18 protein-coding genes are annotated in these 14,479 nt (G+C 73.1%); 1 reads left to right on the forward strand and 17 read right to left on the reverse strand.

The genetic code is table 11. The features are described from left to right. Positions 1–3: 3 nt before the first annotated feature. From accB to ACFRCG_RS35180, 9 genes are all read right to left on the reverse strand, one after another. The gene (accB, locus tag ACFRCG_RS35140; RefSeq protein ID WP_380039064.1) at positions 4–477 is read right to left on the reverse strand and encodes an acetyl-CoA carboxylase biotin carboxyl carrier protein; all 474 of its coding nucleotides are present in this window, start codon (positions 475–477) and stop codon (positions 4–6) included. Beyond that, positions 474–2,273 (reverse strand): carboxyl transferase domain-containing protein, encoded by a 1,800-nt coding sequence (locus ACFRCG_RS35145; protein WP_380039066.1) that lies wholly within the window; start codon positions 2,271–2,273, stop codon positions 474–476. The genes accB and ACFRCG_RS35145 overlap by 4 nt, the downstream gene beginning before the upstream one ends. A 46-nt stretch (positions 2,274–2,319) precedes the next feature. Then, the gene (locus tag ACFRCG_RS35150) at positions 2,320–3,471 is read right to left on the reverse strand and encodes a type III polyketide synthase (RefSeq protein WP_380039068.1); all 1,152 of its coding nucleotides are present in this window, start codon (positions 3,469–3,471) and stop codon (positions 2,320–2,322) included. A 231-nt stretch (positions 3,472–3,702) separates the two neighbouring features. Next, positions 3,703–3,948, reverse strand: coding sequence for a DUF5999 family protein (locus tag ACFRCG_RS35155; protein WP_380039070.1), 246 nt, complete (start codon positions 3,946–3,948; stop codon positions 3,703–3,705). A gap of 209 nt (positions 3,949–4,157) precedes the next feature. Further along, positions 4,158–4,589 (reverse strand): GNAT family N-acetyltransferase, encoded by a 432-nt coding sequence (locus ACFRCG_RS35160; protein WP_380039072.1) that lies wholly within the window; start codon positions 4,587–4,589, stop codon positions 4,158–4,160. A 163-nt stretch (positions 4,590–4,752) separates the two neighbouring features. Next, complete coding sequence (locus tag ACFRCG_RS35165; protein ID WP_380039074.1) at positions 4,753–5,211, reverse strand: hypothetical protein; 459 nt, start codon at positions 5,209–5,211, stop codon at positions 4,753–4,755. 84 nt (positions 5,212–5,295) lie between these two features. After that, positions 5,296–5,949 (reverse strand): methylated-DNA--[protein]-cysteine S-methyltransferase, encoded by a 654-nt coding sequence (locus ACFRCG_RS35170; RefSeq protein ID WP_380039076.1) that lies wholly within the window; start codon positions 5,947–5,949, stop codon positions 5,296–5,298. A gap of 4 nt (positions 5,950–5,953) precedes the next feature. Continuing rightward, positions 5,954–6,436 (reverse strand): RNA polymerase sigma factor, encoded by a 483-nt coding sequence (locus ACFRCG_RS35175; protein ID WP_380039078.1) that lies wholly within the window; start codon positions 6,434–6,436, stop codon positions 5,954–5,956. Between the two features lie 43 nt (positions 6,437–6,479). Beyond that, positions 6,480–6,992, reverse strand: coding sequence for a methylated-DNA--[protein]-cysteine S-methyltransferase (locus ACFRCG_RS35180; protein ID WP_380039080.1), 513 nt, complete (start codon positions 6,990–6,992; stop codon positions 6,480–6,482). 217 nt (positions 6,993–7,209) lie between these two features. Between ACFRCG_RS35180 and ACFRCG_RS35185 the strand changes: the two genes are divergently transcribed. Next, the gene (locus tag ACFRCG_RS35185) at positions 7,210–8,076 is read left to right on the forward strand and encodes a universal stress protein (RefSeq protein WP_380039082.1); all 867 of its coding nucleotides are present in this window, start codon (positions 7,210–7,212) and stop codon (positions 8,074–8,076) included. Positions 8,077–8,176: 100 nt separating this feature from the next. Here ACFRCG_RS35185 and ACFRCG_RS35190 read toward each other — a convergent pair whose 3' ends face one another. The 8 genes from ACFRCG_RS35190 to ACFRCG_RS35225 form a co-directional block, all read right to left on the reverse strand. Beyond that, on the reverse strand, positions 8,177–8,599 hold the full coding sequence (locus ACFRCG_RS35190) for a CBS domain-containing protein (RefSeq protein WP_380039084.1): 423 nt from the start codon (positions 8,597–8,599) through the stop codon (positions 8,177–8,179). Positions 8,600–8,898: 299 nt separating this feature from the next. Further along, positions 8,899–9,663, reverse strand: coding sequence for a maleylpyruvate isomerase family mycothiol-dependent enzyme (locus ACFRCG_RS35195; RefSeq protein ID WP_380039086.1), 765 nt, complete (start codon positions 9,661–9,663; stop codon positions 8,899–8,901). Positions 9,664–9,764: 101 nt separating this feature from the next. Beyond that, a complete protein-coding gene (locus ACFRCG_RS35200; RefSeq protein ID WP_380039088.1) occupies positions 9,765–10,145 on the reverse strand; it encodes a hypothetical protein in 381 nt (126 codons plus the stop codon). Continuing rightward, positions 10,129–10,635: a SigE family RNA polymerase sigma factor gene (locus tag ACFRCG_RS35205; protein WP_380039090.1), complete on the reverse strand. Its 507-nt coding sequence runs from the start codon at positions 10,633–10,635 to the stop codon at positions 10,129–10,131. Before ACFRCG_RS35205 ends, ACFRCG_RS35200 begins: the two co-directional genes overlap by 17 nt. Positions 10,636–10,751: 116 nt before the next feature. After that, a complete protein-coding gene (locus tag ACFRCG_RS35210) occupies positions 10,752–11,600 on the reverse strand; it encodes a metal ABC transporter permease (RefSeq protein WP_380039092.1) in 849 nt (282 codons plus the stop codon). Then, complete coding sequence (locus ACFRCG_RS35215; protein WP_380039094.1) at positions 11,597–12,469, reverse strand: metal ABC transporter permease; 873 nt, start codon at positions 12,467–12,469, stop codon at positions 11,597–11,599. Before ACFRCG_RS35215 ends, ACFRCG_RS35210 begins: the two co-directional genes overlap by 4 nt. Before the next feature lie 6 nt (positions 12,470–12,475). Continuing rightward, positions 12,476–13,240 (reverse strand): metal ABC transporter ATP-binding protein, encoded by a 765-nt coding sequence (locus ACFRCG_RS35220; RefSeq protein WP_380039096.1) that lies wholly within the window; start codon positions 13,238–13,240, stop codon positions 12,476–12,478. Between the two features lie 82 nt (positions 13,241–13,322). After that, complete coding sequence (locus ACFRCG_RS35225; RefSeq protein WP_380039098.1) at positions 13,323–14,321, reverse strand: metal ABC transporter substrate-binding protein; 999 nt, start codon at positions 14,319–14,321, stop codon at positions 13,323–13,325. Positions 14,322–14,479 lie beyond the last annotated feature (158 nt).

Raw genomic sequence — 14,479 nt, forward strand, 5'->3', positions numbered from 1 at the left:
GGTTCACCCCTGCCCGTCGCAGTCGAGTTCGAAGAGCGGCTCGTCGTAGCCGACCCCCTCGCCGTTCTTGACCAGTACGGCGGTGACCCGACCGGCGCGGTCCGCCTCGATCGGGTTCATCAGCTTCATCGCCTCGATGATGGCCACCTGTTGGCCGGCCTCGACGAGGTCGCCGACCGCGACGAACGGCGACGCGCCGGGTTCGGGCGCTGTGTAGAAGGTGCCGACCAGCGGGGCGCGGACGAGGTGTCCGTCGCTCGCCGCCGGCTCTCGCCGCGCCTCGACCGGCGTGGGTGGGGCCGCCTCGGGTGCGGGCGGCGGGGCGACCGCGGCCGACCAGGTCAGCTCGATGCTCTCCCCTCCTGACCGCACCACGATGTGCGTGGGAGGTCGCGGGGCATCGTGCAACACCCGGTCGAGCGCGGCGTGCAGGGCGGCCAGGGTGGCCGCCGGGCCCTGGTGGTCGGCGCCGGTCATGCCGATTCCTCCTCGTCGGTGTCCTCGAAGCGCGCCCGGTCCGTATCGGTCGCGGTCGGCCCGGGCAGTCCGAAGCCGCGCAGTCGCCGCCGCCGTCGGCGCACCCGTTCGGCCGGATCGAGCACGGCGAGTTCGTCCAGCGTGCCCAGCACCGCGTCCCGCAGGATCAGGCTCGCCGCGGCCGGATCGGCCTGCGCGCCGCCCTCGGGCTCGGGCACCACTCCGTCCACCACGCCCAGTTCGAGCAACGACCGGGCGTCGAGACCCAACGCGCGGGCCGCCGTCGGGCTCTCCTCCCGGGTCTTCCACAGGATCGCCGCGCAACCCTCGGGGCTGATCACCGAGTAGAGCGCGTTCGCGCCGATCAGCACCCGATCCGCGACGCCGAGCGCCAGCGCCCCGCCGCTGCCGCCCTCCCCGGTGACCACCGCCACCACGGGCACCCGCAGCCCGGTGAACACCCGCAGGCAGTCCGCGATCGCCCCGGCCTGGCCCTGCTGCTCCGCCTCGATCCCCGGATGCGCGCCGGGGGTGTCGATCAGCGTCACGAGCGGTACGCCGATCTTCTCGGCGAGCCGGGCCAGCCGGATCGCCTTGCGGTAGCCGGCGGGCGAGGCCATCGCGAAATTGGCCCGCACCAGTTCGGCGGTGGTGTGCCCCTTCTGGTGGCCGAGCACCACCACGGGCCGGCCCTCCATCATGCCGAGGCCGCCGACGATCGCCGGGCAGTCCGCGCCCGCCCGATCGCCGCGCAGTTCGACGAAGGTGTCCATCCAGTACGCGAGGTGGTCGCGCGTGGTCGGCCGCCGCAGGTCCCGGGCCGCCGCGACCACCTCCGGCGCGGACCGCACGGCGAGCCGCGCGGGATCGCGCACCACCGTCGCCGGTGCGGGACGCGGCAGTTCCGCGACTCGATCGGCCCGACCGTCGCGATCGTCGCGACCGGTGCGCGGCGGGCCGGTGCGGTCGAGGCGCCCGCGCGCCGAGGCCAGCAGGACCGCGAGCGTACGGCGCAGTTCGCCGCGCGCGTGCACCGCGTCCACCAGGCCGTGCCGCAGCAGGAACTCGGCCGTCTGGAAGCCGTCCGGAAGCCGCTGCCCGATGGTCTGTTCGATCACGCGCGGACCGGCGAACCCCATCCGCGCCCCCGGCTCGCACACCACCACGTCGGCGAGGGTGGCGAAGGAGGCGGCCACCCCGCCGTAGGTCGGATCGGCGATCACCGTGACGGTGAGGATGCCGGCCTCGTCGAGCGCCGCCATCGCCGCCGCGGTCTTGGCCATCTGCATCAGCGCCAGCGCGCCCTCCTGCATCCGCGCCCCGCCCGACGAGGTGACCATGACCAGCGGCGCCCGCCGGGCCAGCGCGGCCTCGGCGGCCATCGCCACCGCCTCCCCGGCGGCGACGCCCAGACTGCCGCCCATGAAGGCGAAGTCCATCGCGGCCACCACCACCGGATACCCGAACACCGTGCCGGCCGCGACCCGCACCGCGTCCGCGTGCCCCGTGGCCGCGCGGGCGGCGGACAACCGGTCCGGATACGGTTTCAGATCGGCGAACGACAGCGGATCGTGCACCGTCTCGGCGGCGGTCAACGGCCGGGCGCTGCCCGGATCGAGCAGCGCGTCCAGGCGCCGCGCCGCACTCAGCGGCGCGTGCGCCCCACAACTCGGACACACCCCGTCGGCCCGCTCGAAGCGTTTGCGGTACACGAGCGCCCGACAGCGCGGACAGGCCAGCCAGTCCGTGACCGGCGCCCCGGCGGAGCCGGCGGGGTCGGAGGTTTTCGCGTTCATCGGGATCTCCCGGTGCTGGGTTCGGCGGACGGTCGGCTCGGCGGCCTCATCCCGGCCGCACGGGCGAGGCCGCCGGGTGCACGGGCGCGGACCGCTGCCCGGTGACCCGGCCCCGGGTACGCCCGCGCCGGCGGTGATCGACGGGCGGCGCGCCGCGGGTCCAGGTACCGAGCGCCATCTCGGCGGTGATCCCCGGACCGAAACCGGCCACGATGCCGCGCCCGCCGACACTCGGCTCTCCCTCGGCGAACAGCCGGTCGAGCGCGTCGAACACCACGGCGCTGGCGATGTTCCCGTACTCGGTGAGCGTGGCCCGGCTGTGCCGGAACGCGTGTTTGTCGACGCCGAGGAATCGGCTCAGGTCGTCCAGGATGCGCGGGCCGCCGGCGTGCACGATGTAGAAGTCCAACGCCGAGGCGTCCCACGTGTGTCGGCCCACCAGATCGGCGATCACCGGCGCCAGCGGCTCCATCGTGCCCGGCACCCGCTTGTCCAACCGGAAGTGGAAGCCGGTCTCCTTGACGGCGTACGAGATCCAGTCCTGGGTGTGCGGGATCAGGTAGGAGGCGTTGCGTTCCAGGCGAACCCCCGTACCGCCCGAACCGCGCACCACGGCCGCCGCCACCGCGTCGCCGAACAACCCGTCGGACAGCAGCGAACCGATGTCGTCGTCGTCGGGCTGGTAGCACAGCGAGCAGAACTCGCAGGCCACGATCAGCACGTTGGCGTCGGGGTAGGCGGTGGAGAAGTCGTGCGCCCGGTTGATCGCCGCGCCACCGGCGGCACATCCGAGCTGGGCGATCGGCAACTGGCGCGTGTCCGAGCGCATGCCCATCGCCTCGACCAGCCAGGCGGTCATCGAGGGCATCGTGAAGCCGGTGCACGAGACGTAGATCAGCAGGTCGATGTCCCGCACGCCCAACTCCGCGTTGGCCAGCGCCTGATAGACCACGGGCGGCACCCGGCGCTTGGCCTCCCGCTCGTAGACGAGGTTGCGCGCCTCGAAACCCGGGTGCCGCAGGGTCTGTTCGAGCGGTTGCACGAGGTGTCGCCTGCGCACGCCGGTGTTGCCGATCAGTCGCAGCGCCAGCGGCAGCCGCGGATTGTCGGCATGCAGCCGGCGGGCGATGTCGATCGACTCGTCCAGCGTGACGATGTTCTCGGGGACGGCCACGGCGGGCCGGCACAGAGTACTCACGGGGTGCCTCTCTCTGTCGTTCGAAACCGTGGAGCGATGTGTCCACAACCCTCGGTGCGCCCGGGTCCCGATCACCTGAGGCCGAAGTCCCGTCCCGAGTCCCGGAGCACCTCGGGACCGCGGGAGACGGTCGCACCCTCGGGGCCCCCGCATCGCCTCCCGGACGCACACGAAGAGGACCGCACGCGCGGGGCGTGCGGTCCTCTGTCGGTATCGGTACGGTCGGCCCGCCTACCCGGCGGTCTCCAGTCGGCGCTGCGCCGGGACCCGGGCGGGCCCGTCGACGGGCGATCCTTCCGGGGCCGGCCGGTGCGGTGCCTCGGCGGCACCGTCGGGCAGCAGCGCGCCGGTGTCCTCGAAGATCACCACCCCGTTGCACAGCAGGCTCCAGCCCTGCTCGGGGTGGCTGGTGACGACGTGGGCCGCGAGGTGGTCGGGGGCCGATGCGGTGGGGCAGGTGGGAATGTGCCGGCACATGATCCTGGTCCTTCCGAGGGATGCTACGGGTGCCGAGAGCGGGAGCGGGTCGTCCGGTTCCCGCGTGATCGTGTCGCCTTGGTAAGTCATGCACCCACCGTGCGTCCGGCGGTGTCCCGAGCGAATGAGCCTGCGGCCCCCCGCCGGCCCGGCCGTGTCCCGCCCGGACCGGGGCGGCCCGCCGCGGTCCGGGCGGGCCGGCGAGGCGGTCACTGCTCGCCCAGCACCATCCACGTGTCCGTCGAAGCCGGCCGCCGGAAACCCGCCTTGGCGTACACCCCGTGCGCGTCGGCGGTGGCGAGCATGATCCGGCGCAGCCCGTCCGGCGCCAACTCGTCCCGGACGGCGATCGTGAGTGCCGTGCCCAGGCCCTTGCCGCGCACCGTCGGATCGATGTAGACGTCGCAGAGCCAGCCGAAGGTGGCGCGGTCGGTGATCACGCGGGCGTAGCCGACCTGGGCGCCGGAAACGACGTCGTACACACCGAAGTTGAGCGAGCCGGCGATCGCCCGCTCCAGCTTCTCGCGCGGCCGACCGAGCGCCCAGTAGGCGTCCTCGGACAACCATCGGTGGATCGTCGCCACGTCGAGCCGCGTCGGATCGGTGGACACCTCGTAGCCCTCGGGGAAGTGACTGTTCATCCCCGGATCCAACCAGCCCAGCCGCCGTCGAACCACCGGATATCCGGGCCCGGGGCGGCAGTTCGGCAATGCCGGACGCCGCGCCCGGAGTACCGGTGTCCCGGGTCCGCCGGGTGCCCCGCCCGCTTCCGCGCGGTTTCGGCGGCGGCTCAGGGTGCGGGGATCAGGGTGCGGGGATCAGGGCTTCCGCGTGGGCCCGAAGGGTGGGCCTGCCGTCGGGCCCGGGCGCGACCAGGCGCAGCCGGAGCAGGTGGCCTCGACCGGGGCCGGGAGTGTCGCTGCGCAGGGTGCCGGTGACGCAGTCGAAGGTCGCGGCGTCGGTGTGGTGCACGAAGAACGCCGGACCGGCGACGCCGGCCAGCAGCTCGATGGCATCGGCGAGGAGGCGGGGGCTGCGGGGGCGGGCGTGCTCGACGTCGACGGCGAGGATGCCGCCCGGCAGGAGCGTGGTCCCGCGCAACCGCCAGGGCGAACCGGGCAGGTCACAGGCCACCCGCAGGCGCGGCACCAGCTCCGTCGCGGGATCCGGCTCGACCCAGTCCGGGCGGGTGGTCTGTTCGGCCAACTCGCGCACCGCGTCCCCGGGCGCCTCATCGCCCGACACGCCGAAGAAATCGTCCATGAAAGTCACTGTATGTCGACATGTCGTAACCGGCTCGCCCGAAACCTCCCTCCGGACCCCGATCGTGGCGTTCGGGATCGCCGGCTAGCCGGTGTCGCCGGACCGAGCCCCGGTCCGGCCGCCGGCCTCCAGGGCCAGCAGGGCGGACTTCCGGGCCGGGCCGCCGGCGTAGCCGCCGAGGGTGCCGTCGGCCCGCAACACCCGGTGGCAGGGCAGCACGATCGGCAGCGGGTTGGTCGCACACGCCGTGCCGACCGCGCGGACCGCGCCGGGGTTGCCGACCAGGCGCGCCACCCGCGCGTAGCTCCAGGTGTCCCCGTACTCGATCTCGGCGAGCCCGCGCTGCACCAGTCGCCGGAAGCCCCGGGACAGCGCGAGGTCGAGCGGCAGGTCGAAGCGCGTCCGGGTGCCGGCGAAGTACTCGTCGAGTTCGCGGGCCGCGCGGTCCAGGCGGGCCGGCGCGCGCAACACGCGGGGACCGAGCCGACCGGCCAGCGTGTCCAGGACCAGGTCGTGATCCTCGCTCTCGAAGGCGACCCGGACCAGGCCGGTCCCGGTGGCGGCCAGCAGGAGCGATCCGACGGGGGTGTCCACGCTGGTGTAGGCCACGTCCACGAGCCCGTCCCGACTCGCGGCGGCCACCAGCCGCTCGTGCAGCCGATCGAGGGTGTCCGGGCCCGAAACGGCGCGGGCGCGGAGGGCGGAGGCGTCCGGGCCGCCGGTGCGGGTGTCGATCACGGTGCTACTCCTTCGGGGTGGGTGCGGACAGCGCGGCCCGGAGCGCCCCGATCCCGTCGGACGCGGCGCGGCGGATCGCCGCCGGGGTGCCGCCGACGATCTCGGCGATGGCCGCGTAGGGCAGGCCCGCGAAGTGGTGGTAGGCCACCGCCCGGCGCTGCTTGGGCGGCAGTGCCTTGACCGCGTCCCACAACTCGTGGTCGGCCGAGCCGGGCACGCCGATGGTCGACGGCCGCTCGGGCAGGTCGTCGGTGACCACCGCGTGCCGCCGCCGGGCGCGGGTGATGTCGATGGCCTTGCGGTGCGCGATGGTCACCAGCCAGGCCTGCACGTTGGCGTCCTCGGGCAGGTCGGGGTAGGCACGCAGGGCGGCGAGGAAGGTCTCCGACCAGGCGTCCTCGGCGTCGTGCACGCCCACGACGGCCCGGCAGACCCGCAGGACGGTGTCCCCGTGTTCGTCGACGACCCGTTCGAAAGGTTGCTTCATCTCCCCGATCCCGTGCGGCGTCGCTCCCGTGCCCGACGGGCACTCAGAACAGCCGGGCCGCCTTCGACGCGTCGGACTCCTCCAGGTCCAGCAGCGTACGTTTGCGGGCGAGGCCGCCCGCGAAGCCCGTGAGCTTGCCGTCGCTGCCGACCACCCGGTGACAGGCGACGATGATGGAGATCGGATTGTGCCCGACGGCCTGGCCGACCGACTGGGCCAACGCCTTGTTGCCCAGCCGCTCGGCGAGTGCCCCGTAGGTCGTGGTCTCGCCGAACGGGATCTCCCGCAACATGGCCCACACCTGCTCCTGGAACGGATCGCCGTGGGTGGCCGTCGGCACGTCGAACGAGGTTCGCTCGCCGGCCAGATACTCGACCAGTTGGGCCGCGGTCCGGGCCAGGAGCGGGTCGTCGTGGTGGTCGACCCGGCGGCCCAGGCTCTCCTGGGGCGGCAGGTACCAGTGCCCCGGAAAGTAGAGGCCGACGACCGCGTCGTCCGCGGCCACCACGGTCAGTGCGCCCAGGGAGGTGTCCACGAGCGCGTGGCGGGTGTCCATGATGCCGGTCTCCTCTGCGATATAGGGCTGCCGCGTGCGGCCCGTGTCGACTCGGTATCGACTCCGTATCGGGTAGACGCGTGGGCGCGGCCGAATGTGAGGTCCCGGGTCGATCTCGCCGAACTCGGCACCCGTCGGAGCGGGCATCGACCGGGTGGAACTCGGTACCCCCGGAGCGGGGTATGAACGGGGTGGATGCCCTCTAGAGGTGAGTGCCATGTCGTCCCCACACAGCGAAGTCGGTCTCGGGGTCCTGGTCGGTCACGACGGTTCGGCCGCGGCCGCGCACGCGTCGAACTGGGCGGCGCGGGACGCCGCCGCGCGCCGGGTGCCGCTGTACATCGTCACCGCGGTGCCCGTCGGCGGGCTCGGCCATCAGCATCGCGCCGAGGTCCGTGAGCACGCTCACGCGCTGATCGACACCGCCGCCGCGCGGATCCGCGCGGACTTTCCCGCACTGGCCGTGGAGACCTCGGTCCGCGAGGGCGACAGCGCCGAGTCGTTGCTCGCCGCGAGTGCCCGCTGCGACACCATCGTGGTCGGCAGTCGTGGGCACGGCGGCTTCACCGGGCTGCTCCTGGGCTCGGTGTCGTTGCGGGTGTGCGCGCACAGCAGTTGTCCGGTGGTCGTCGTACACACCCCGGCGGCCGCGGACGCGCGCGGCGTCGTGGTCGGCGTCGGCGGCCCCGAGGACGGCCCCGCCGCGGACTTCGCGGCCGACCACGCGCGACGCCTCGGCGGCGGACTGCGCGCCGTGCACTCGTGGGTGCTCCCGGTCACCGGCCTGGCGCCGAGCCTGGTGTTGCCGAACATGATCGATGTGGAGGCGGTCCGGACGGAGCGCACCAGGATGGTGGACCAGGTGCTCGCCAGGATCCGTACCACGGATCCCGAACTGCCCGTGGACACCGTGGTGATGAACGGAACGGCGGGCCGCGACCTGGTCGACGCCTCGATCGACAGCGCTCTCGTGGTGGTCGCCGCGCACCGCAGGCGCGGCCCTCTGCCGATGCGGCTCGGCCCGACCACGCACGCCGTCCTGCACCACGCGCGGTGTCCGGTGGGCGTGGTGCCCGTCCTCTGACCGAGTCGGCGCCCGGCCCACGTGCGACAGCCGTCCCCCGTGCCCTGGGAGATCCGAAACGGGCTGCGGGGAACGGCCGTCGACGCGGTTCGGCGAGCGACTAGCGCGACGCCGCGTACACGCTTTCCGCGAAGGCGGCTACCTGCTCGTCCGACAGGTGACGGGCCAGATCCGCTTCGCTGATCATGCCGACCAGGCGCTTGTGATCGATCACCGGCAGTCGCCGAATCCGGTGCTCTCGCATCTCCTGCAGCACCTCGCCGATGTCCGCCTCGGCGTCGATCCAGCGCGGTGTGCCCTCGCACAGGTCGCCCGCCGTCACCTGGGCCGGATCGTGGCCGAGGGCGACACACTTGGTGACGATGTCGCGGTCGGTGACGATGCCGCACAGTCGTTCGTTCGCATCGGCGACCGGCAACGAGCCCACGTCGAGCCGAAGCATCAACTGGGCCGCCCGGTCCAACGTGTCCGTCCGCGAAATCCACTGCGCGCCCTCGTGCATGATGTCCCTGGCCATGGTCATGGTGTGTACCTCTCCGGAAACCCCGCCGCCGACGGCGGCGGTCGAAACCGCGCGGCGATGCCCGCACACGCTCCTTTCATCGTCTCCGCCGCACTCCTCGTCGGCCACTCGGGTTTGTGGTCCCCGCGAGCGCCGGCGTACCACGCGACCCGCCCCGGCCACCTCCGAGGACCGTCTCTTCGACGAACCGGCCGTGCCGTCCCGGGCGTTGCATACGCTGCTCGCCGCCGCCGAGGCGGTCGCCCCTCGCTCCGGAGCCGCCGCGGGCGGTCCGGGGCCGACGCGGGGCACGATCGGCGCTACTGGGTGGCGATGACGATGCAGCGGTGCAGTTCCTCGACCGCCTCCGGGGCGCCCACGACCGTCACCGGGCTCGTCGCGTCGGCCTCCTCCCGGTTCCAGAGCCGGCGCAGCACCGCCGCCGACGGCCCGCTCACGCTCACGTCCGCCGGGCCGGTGCCGGCGCCGTCCTCGACCCGGAACAGGCCCGGCCCGGTGGATACCCGCCAGGCCGTCTCGTCGGCGCGCACGAGGTAGGTGCGGCCCGGCGATTGGGCCAGGACGCCGGTGAAGTAGTCGCCCCACTCGGCGACGCCGTACGCCACGAACACCTTCAGCAACTCGTCGACACCGTCCACCGCGAGGTCGGTGGGGATCTCGGCGACCGGCTCCCCGACGGCGAGTTCGGCGTCGATCCGGTGGATCACCGTCTCCTGCGCCATCCGCCGGATCCAGAAGCCGACGGTCGGGTCCGGGGTGTACCAGGATCCGGCCGGATCCTTCGGGCCGTGGGTGGCGAACTCGTGTCGCAGGTCGGCGTACGCGCGGTCGAGCAGCGCGATCGGGTCCTCCTTCGCCAACTCCTGCGGCGGCCACGGGTCGGGTTCGGCGCCTTCGCGGATGGCCTGCGTCTTGTGCAGGTACACCTCGCCGACATGGCGGGTCAGGTCGGCCACGGTCCAGCCGGGGCAGGTCGGCACACCAGCCGTGGGGTCCATCGCCGACACGGCCCGGAGACGGGCGAAGTCGGCCGCGAGACAGTCGAGCAGTCGGGAGAATTCCATGCCCACAGTTCAGCACAACCCCCCACCCCGACGCGCCCGTTCGCTGTCGACGCCCGGAGCGCGCCCGGGCGTTGGCGCGGGTCGAGCTGTGCGGCCGGGGGTCAGCCGGTCGGGTCGGTGGCGGATTCGTTCGACGGGTCGGTGTACAACGTCGGCGTCGCGTCGGTGCCCTTGGGGGTGGGGACCGGCGACTCCGAGGGCACGGGGACGGGCGACACCGCCGGGGGCGACGGGGTCGGGTCGTCGTGGATCAGCGCCGCCGCGAGTGTCGCGGTGCCGCCGAGGACCAGGCACGCGGCGGCGCCCAGCAGAGCCGTGCGGCGGCGGCGCATACGGTCGCCGCGGCGCCGGATCGTGGCGAAGGGCGCGGGGGTGGCCTGCCGGCTCCCGTCGACGGCGACCTCCAGCAGCGCCGTGCGCAACGGATCCGGCCGCGGAAGGGGCGGGACGGGCGGGTTCGACGACTCATGAGGCTCCGGCACCGGGGGACTCCTCTGCGTACGGGTCGGGCAGGAGGTGGGCCAAGGCCACACGTCCGCGCACCAGGTGGGTCTTGACGGTGCTGCTCGCCATGCCGGTCTCGGCGGCGACCTGCTCCACCGTCAGGTCGCAGACGTAGTGCAGGGTCATCACCCGGCGCTGCTTCGGGGTCAACTGCCGCAGCGCCGAGACCAGTACGACCATGCCGGGTTCGGGACCGGAGGCCTGGAGGGGTGCGCCGTGCCGCCGCCACGCGTCGTCGGTGCGCCGTCTACCGCGCCACCGGCTCACCGCCAACCGCCAGGCGACCACCCGGATCCACGCCTCCGGATTGCCGTGCCGGTCGAGTTGTCCGCGTCTGCTCCACGCCTTGACGAACGCCTCTTGGACCACGTCCTGGGCCTCGTGCCGATCGCCGAGCATCAGGTAGAGCTGACCGGTGAGTCGGCCGACGGCGGCCGCGTAGAACTCTTCGAACTCCTCGACGGTCAACGACTCCCCCGGCTCTGTTTCGGACTCGGCGGATATACGCCCGCGGACCAAGTTTCGGTCGACGCGTACCACCGGGGAAATCGGGTGACCTGCACCACAGCGTCTCCCGGGGCGGATCAGGCCGGCGCCGTCGCCGTTTCCGGGCGGCGGTCGAGAAGCCGGCCGAGTGCGCCGTATCGCGGGGATACGAGCAGCGAGACGACGAAGCCGGCCGCCGCCACGAGGGCGATGGTCGCGCCCGCGGCCACGTCGTAGTGCCGGGAGAGTTCCAGGCCGGTGACCGCGCTGCCGACGCCGAGCAGAGCGGCCAGTACTCCGGTGCGGCGCAGCGAGTCGGTCCACAGCCGGGCGGTCGCCGCCGGTGCCACGAGCAGGGCCAGGGTGAGCATGACGCCCACCGCCGGGGTGAGCACCACCACGACCGCCTGCACGATCAGCAGGAGCAGCAGGTCGAGGGCGAGGGCGGGGTGTCCGGCGGCCCGCATCCCGTCGTGGTCGAAGGCGGCGAAGCCGAGTTCGCGGCCGAACACCGCGAGCAGCGCCAGGATCACCGTCCCGATGGCGGCCGTGACGGCCAGGTCGTGGGTGTCGATGGTGACGATGGAACCGACCAGGAAGGCGGACAGTTTGCGATCGCTCGCGGGTCCCGCCGCGACCAGGACGGCTCCCAGGGCGAGGCCCGCCGCGAGGACCACGCCGATCGCACCCGACGCGGTCCGGCCCGGGCGCCGGGTCAGCGCGAGAACCGCGACGGAGAGCAGTACGCCGAACGCGGTGCCGCCGAGATGGATGTCGATGCCGAGGATCGAGGCGAGGACCACGCCGGGGAACGTGGCGTGGGTCGTCGCCATGGCGTGGAACGCGAGTTTGCGCAGCACGACCTGGACACCGACGACGCCGGCGAGGAGGCCGACCATGACCGCCTCGGCGTAGGCACGGTGGGTGTAGGTGTCGAACCAGGTCATCGGGGCCTCCGAAAGCGGGCGGGGCGCAGTCGGGCCGCGCCGCACGCGCCGAGGGCGAGCAGGTACCCGGCGACGAGGGTGAGCACGACGGTGGGGGCGGCGGGCAGGGCGAGGTCGTGGTCGACGGAGGCGGTGTAGCTGATGGTCAGGCCGAGGTAGCCGCACAGCACGGCGGCGGCCGAGCCGATCAGCGCGAGGTGCGCCGGGCGGCGGCCCAGGGTGCGGCCGATGGCCGCCGGGAGCACGAGCAGGGCCAGGATCAGCGCGGTGCCGACGGTGCGGACCGCGGCGACCACGGTCAGCGCGACGATCAGGTTCAACGCCAGGTCCAGCGCGCCGACCCGGTGGCCGGCGGCTCGGGCCGCGTCGGGGTCGAAGGCGCGCAGCACGAGTTCGCGGCCCAGGAGGGCGAGCGCGGCCAGGCAGAGCAGGGCCACCACGGCGGATTCGGTGATCTGCGCGCGTGAGGTGTACAGGACCTGGCCGAACAGGAAGGTCTCCAGGTCGGCGGCGTAGGAGTGGCTGCGGGAGATGACCAGGACGCCGACGGAGAACATCGCGGTCAGCACGATGGCGAGCGCGGTGTCGTCGCCGGTGCGGCGGTGGCGGGTGAGCAGGGTCAGGGCGCAGGCGGTGATACCGGCCGCGATCAGCGCGCCGGCGAGGATGCCGGTCGTGCCCCGGAGGGCGAAGCCGATCACCACGCCGGGGAAGACGGTGTGGGTGAGCGCGTCGGCGACGAATTCGAGGCGGCGCAGCGCGACGAACGTGCCGACGGTGCCGCAGAGTACGCCCAGGATGGTCAGTTCGATCAGGGCCCGGGTCAGGTAGGGCACGCGGAAGGGTTCCAGGAGCAGTGCGGTGTCCACGGCCGGTCAGCCTCGGGTGACGACGAGTCGGCCGGCGTCGAGGTCGACCACCTGTCCGCCGTAGCAGACGCGCAACAGGTCGGGGGTGAGCGCCAGTTCGGTCCGGTCGAAGGCGATCTGCCGGCGGTTGACCAGGCAGGTCTGTTCGCACAGGCACTGGATCGGGCCGAGGTCGTGGGTGCTCACCAGTATGGCCGTGCCGGTGCTCTTGGCCCGGGTCAGGGCGGTGATCAGCGCGTCCTGGCTGACCGCGTCGACGCCGTTGAAGGGTTCGTCCAGGAGCAGGATCGGCGGGTCCGGGGACAACGCGCGGGCCAGCAGCACCCGCTGGCGCTGCCCGCCGGACAGCGTGCCGAAGCGGGCGCCGGCGCGGTCGGCGAGGCCGACCCGGGCCAGCGCGTCGTCGACGGCCGCCCGATCCCGCCGGCCGGGTCGGCGCCATCTGCCGATCAGCCGCAGCCGGCCCATCATGACCACCTGGCGGGCGGTGACCGGGAATTCGGGGTCCAGACTCGCGGCCTGCGGTACGTAGCCGACTCGGGCGCGCGCGTCGGCCGGGTGGCGGCCGGCCACGGTCACCGTGCCCGCGATCACCGGGACCAGGCCGAGCACGGCCTTGATCAGGGTGGTCTTGCCACCGCCGTTGGGGCCGATCAGGGCCACCGCCTCCCCGGCCCGGACCCGGCCGTCGACGCCTTCCAGGACGGGGGCGCGGTGGTAGGCCATGGTGGCGTCGGTGAAGCGGATCGGGTCGGGAGCGGGGTCGGTCATGGCCGGGCCCACGGTGCTGCGACGGCGACGGCGACGGCGATGGTGGTGAGGGTGGTGGTGGCGGGGCCGCGGTCGGTCATCGTCACCCTCGCAGCGCGGCGACGATGGTGTCGGTGTTGTGCTTCTCCGCGCCGAGGTAGCTCTCGCCGGCCGAGCCGGGGACGCCGAGCGAGTCGGCGTAGAGCGAGTCGTCGCCGTCGACGATCTTGACGCCGGCCTCTCGCGCGATGGTCGCGGCGGTCTTGGGCGGCAGCGCGCTCTCGGCGAACACGGCCTTCGCGCCGGTGGCCTTGATCTTGCCGACGATCTCGTCGATCCGGCTGCCGGAGAGTTCGGCCTGGTCGTCGAAGCCGGGGATGATCGAGCCGACGAACTCCAGTCGGTAGCGGTCGACGTAGTAGCCCAACGCGTCGTGGTTGGTGACCAGCTTACGATCGGGCGCGGGGATGGCGTCGATCCTGGCCCGGGTGTCCGCGTCGAGCGCGTCGAGCTTGGCGGTGTAGGCCGCGAGATTGTTCTCGTACACCTTGGCGTTCGCCGCGTCGGCGGTGCTCAGGGCGCGGCCGATGTTGGCCACCATCACCTTGGCGTTGCTCGGGTCGTGCCAGATGTGCGGGTCGAACTCCTCGCCGTCGGTGCCTGGTTCGCCCTTGCGCAGTCGTACGCCGGTGGAGGAGTCGACCACCTTTCCGGTGAAGCCGGCGGCCTGCACCGCCTTGGGCAGCCACGCCTTCTCCATGTCCACGCCGTTCTCGACGACGAGCTTGGCGCCGCGGATGGCGTTCAGGTCGGCGGGGGTGGCCTCGTACTCGTGTGCGCTCGCGTTGGCCTTGATCAACTGGGTCACCTCGACCCGGTCGCCGCCGACGTTGCGGACGAAGTCCGCGACCTGGGTGGTGGTCGCCACGACCTTGACCTTGGGCCCCGAGCCGCCGGCGGGTGCGCCGGCGTTGGCCACCGGGGCGGCCTCGGCCCGCTTGCCGTCCTTGGCGTCCTTGTCGTCGGAACCGCACGCGGCGAGGGCGCCGGTGCTCAGGACGCCGGCGGCGAGGGCCGCGCCGGCGCGCACGGATATACGCATGGGATGTCTCCAGGCAGGGGTGGGTCCACGTCGATCGGCGGGTGCCGCGTCGACGTCTCGATAATGAAAACCATAATCATCTGGTGGGAAGGTGTCCAGGCCGGGGGCATGAGGGCGCGGTCGGTCGAATCAGGGCACGCCGCGGCCCCCGGCACGTG

The organism is Embleya sp. NPDC056575 (genome assembly GCF_042793325.1).
Taxonomy (GTDB): Bacteria; Actinomycetota; Actinomycetes; order Streptomycetales; family Streptomycetaceae; genus Embleya.

What these genes read in the sequence shown, in the direction of transcription:
- accB (WP_380039064.1), bottom strand. Translation starts at nt 477, where the DNA reads ATGACCGGCGCCGACCACCAGGGCCCGGCGGCCACCCTGGCCGCCCTG.
- ACFRCG_RS35145 (WP_380039066.1), bottom strand. Translation starts at nt 2,273, where the DNA reads ATGAACGCGAAAACCTCCGACCCCGCCGGCTCCGCCGGGGCGCCGGTC.
- ACFRCG_RS35155 (WP_380039070.1), bottom strand. Translation starts at nt 3,948, where the DNA reads ATGTGCCGGCACATTCCCACCTGCCCCACCGCATCGGCCCCCGACCAC.
- ACFRCG_RS35160 (WP_380039072.1), bottom strand. Translation starts at nt 4,589, where the DNA reads ATGAACAGTCACTTCCCCGAGGGCTACGAGGTGTCCACCGATCCGACG.
- ACFRCG_RS35165 (WP_380039074.1), bottom strand. Translation starts at nt 5,211, where the DNA reads ATGGACGATTTCTTCGGCGTGTCGGGCGATGAGGCGCCCGGGGACGCG.
- ACFRCG_RS35175 (WP_380039078.1), bottom strand. Translation starts at nt 6,436, where the DNA reads ATGAAGCAACCTTTCGAACGGGTCGTCGACGAACACGGGGACACCGTC.
- ACFRCG_RS35180 (WP_380039080.1), bottom strand. Translation starts at nt 6,992, where the DNA reads ATGGACACCCGCCACGCGCTCGTGGACACCTCCCTGGGCGCACTGACC.
- ACFRCG_RS35185 (WP_380039082.1), top strand. Translation starts at nt 7,210, where the DNA reads ATGTCGTCCCCACACAGCGAAGTCGGTCTCGGGGTCCTGGTCGGTCAC.
- ACFRCG_RS35190 (WP_380039084.1), bottom strand. Translation starts at nt 8,599, where the DNA reads ATGACCATGGCCAGGGACATCATGCACGAGGGCGCGCAGTGGATTTCG.
- ACFRCG_RS35195 (WP_380039086.1), bottom strand. Translation starts at nt 9,663, where the DNA reads ATGGAATTCTCCCGACTGCTCGACTGTCTCGCGGCCGACTTCGCCCGT.
- ACFRCG_RS35210 (WP_380039092.1), bottom strand. Translation starts at nt 11,600, where the DNA reads ATGACCTGGTTCGACACCTACACCCACCGTGCCTACGCCGAGGCGGTC.
- ACFRCG_RS35220 (WP_380039096.1), bottom strand. Translation starts at nt 13,240, where the DNA reads ATGACCGACCCCGCTCCCGACCCGATCCGCTTCACCGACGCCACCATG.
- ACFRCG_RS35225 (WP_380039098.1), bottom strand. Translation starts at nt 14,321, where the DNA reads ATGCGTATATCCGTGCGCGCCGGCGCGGCCCTCGCCGCCGGCGTCCTG.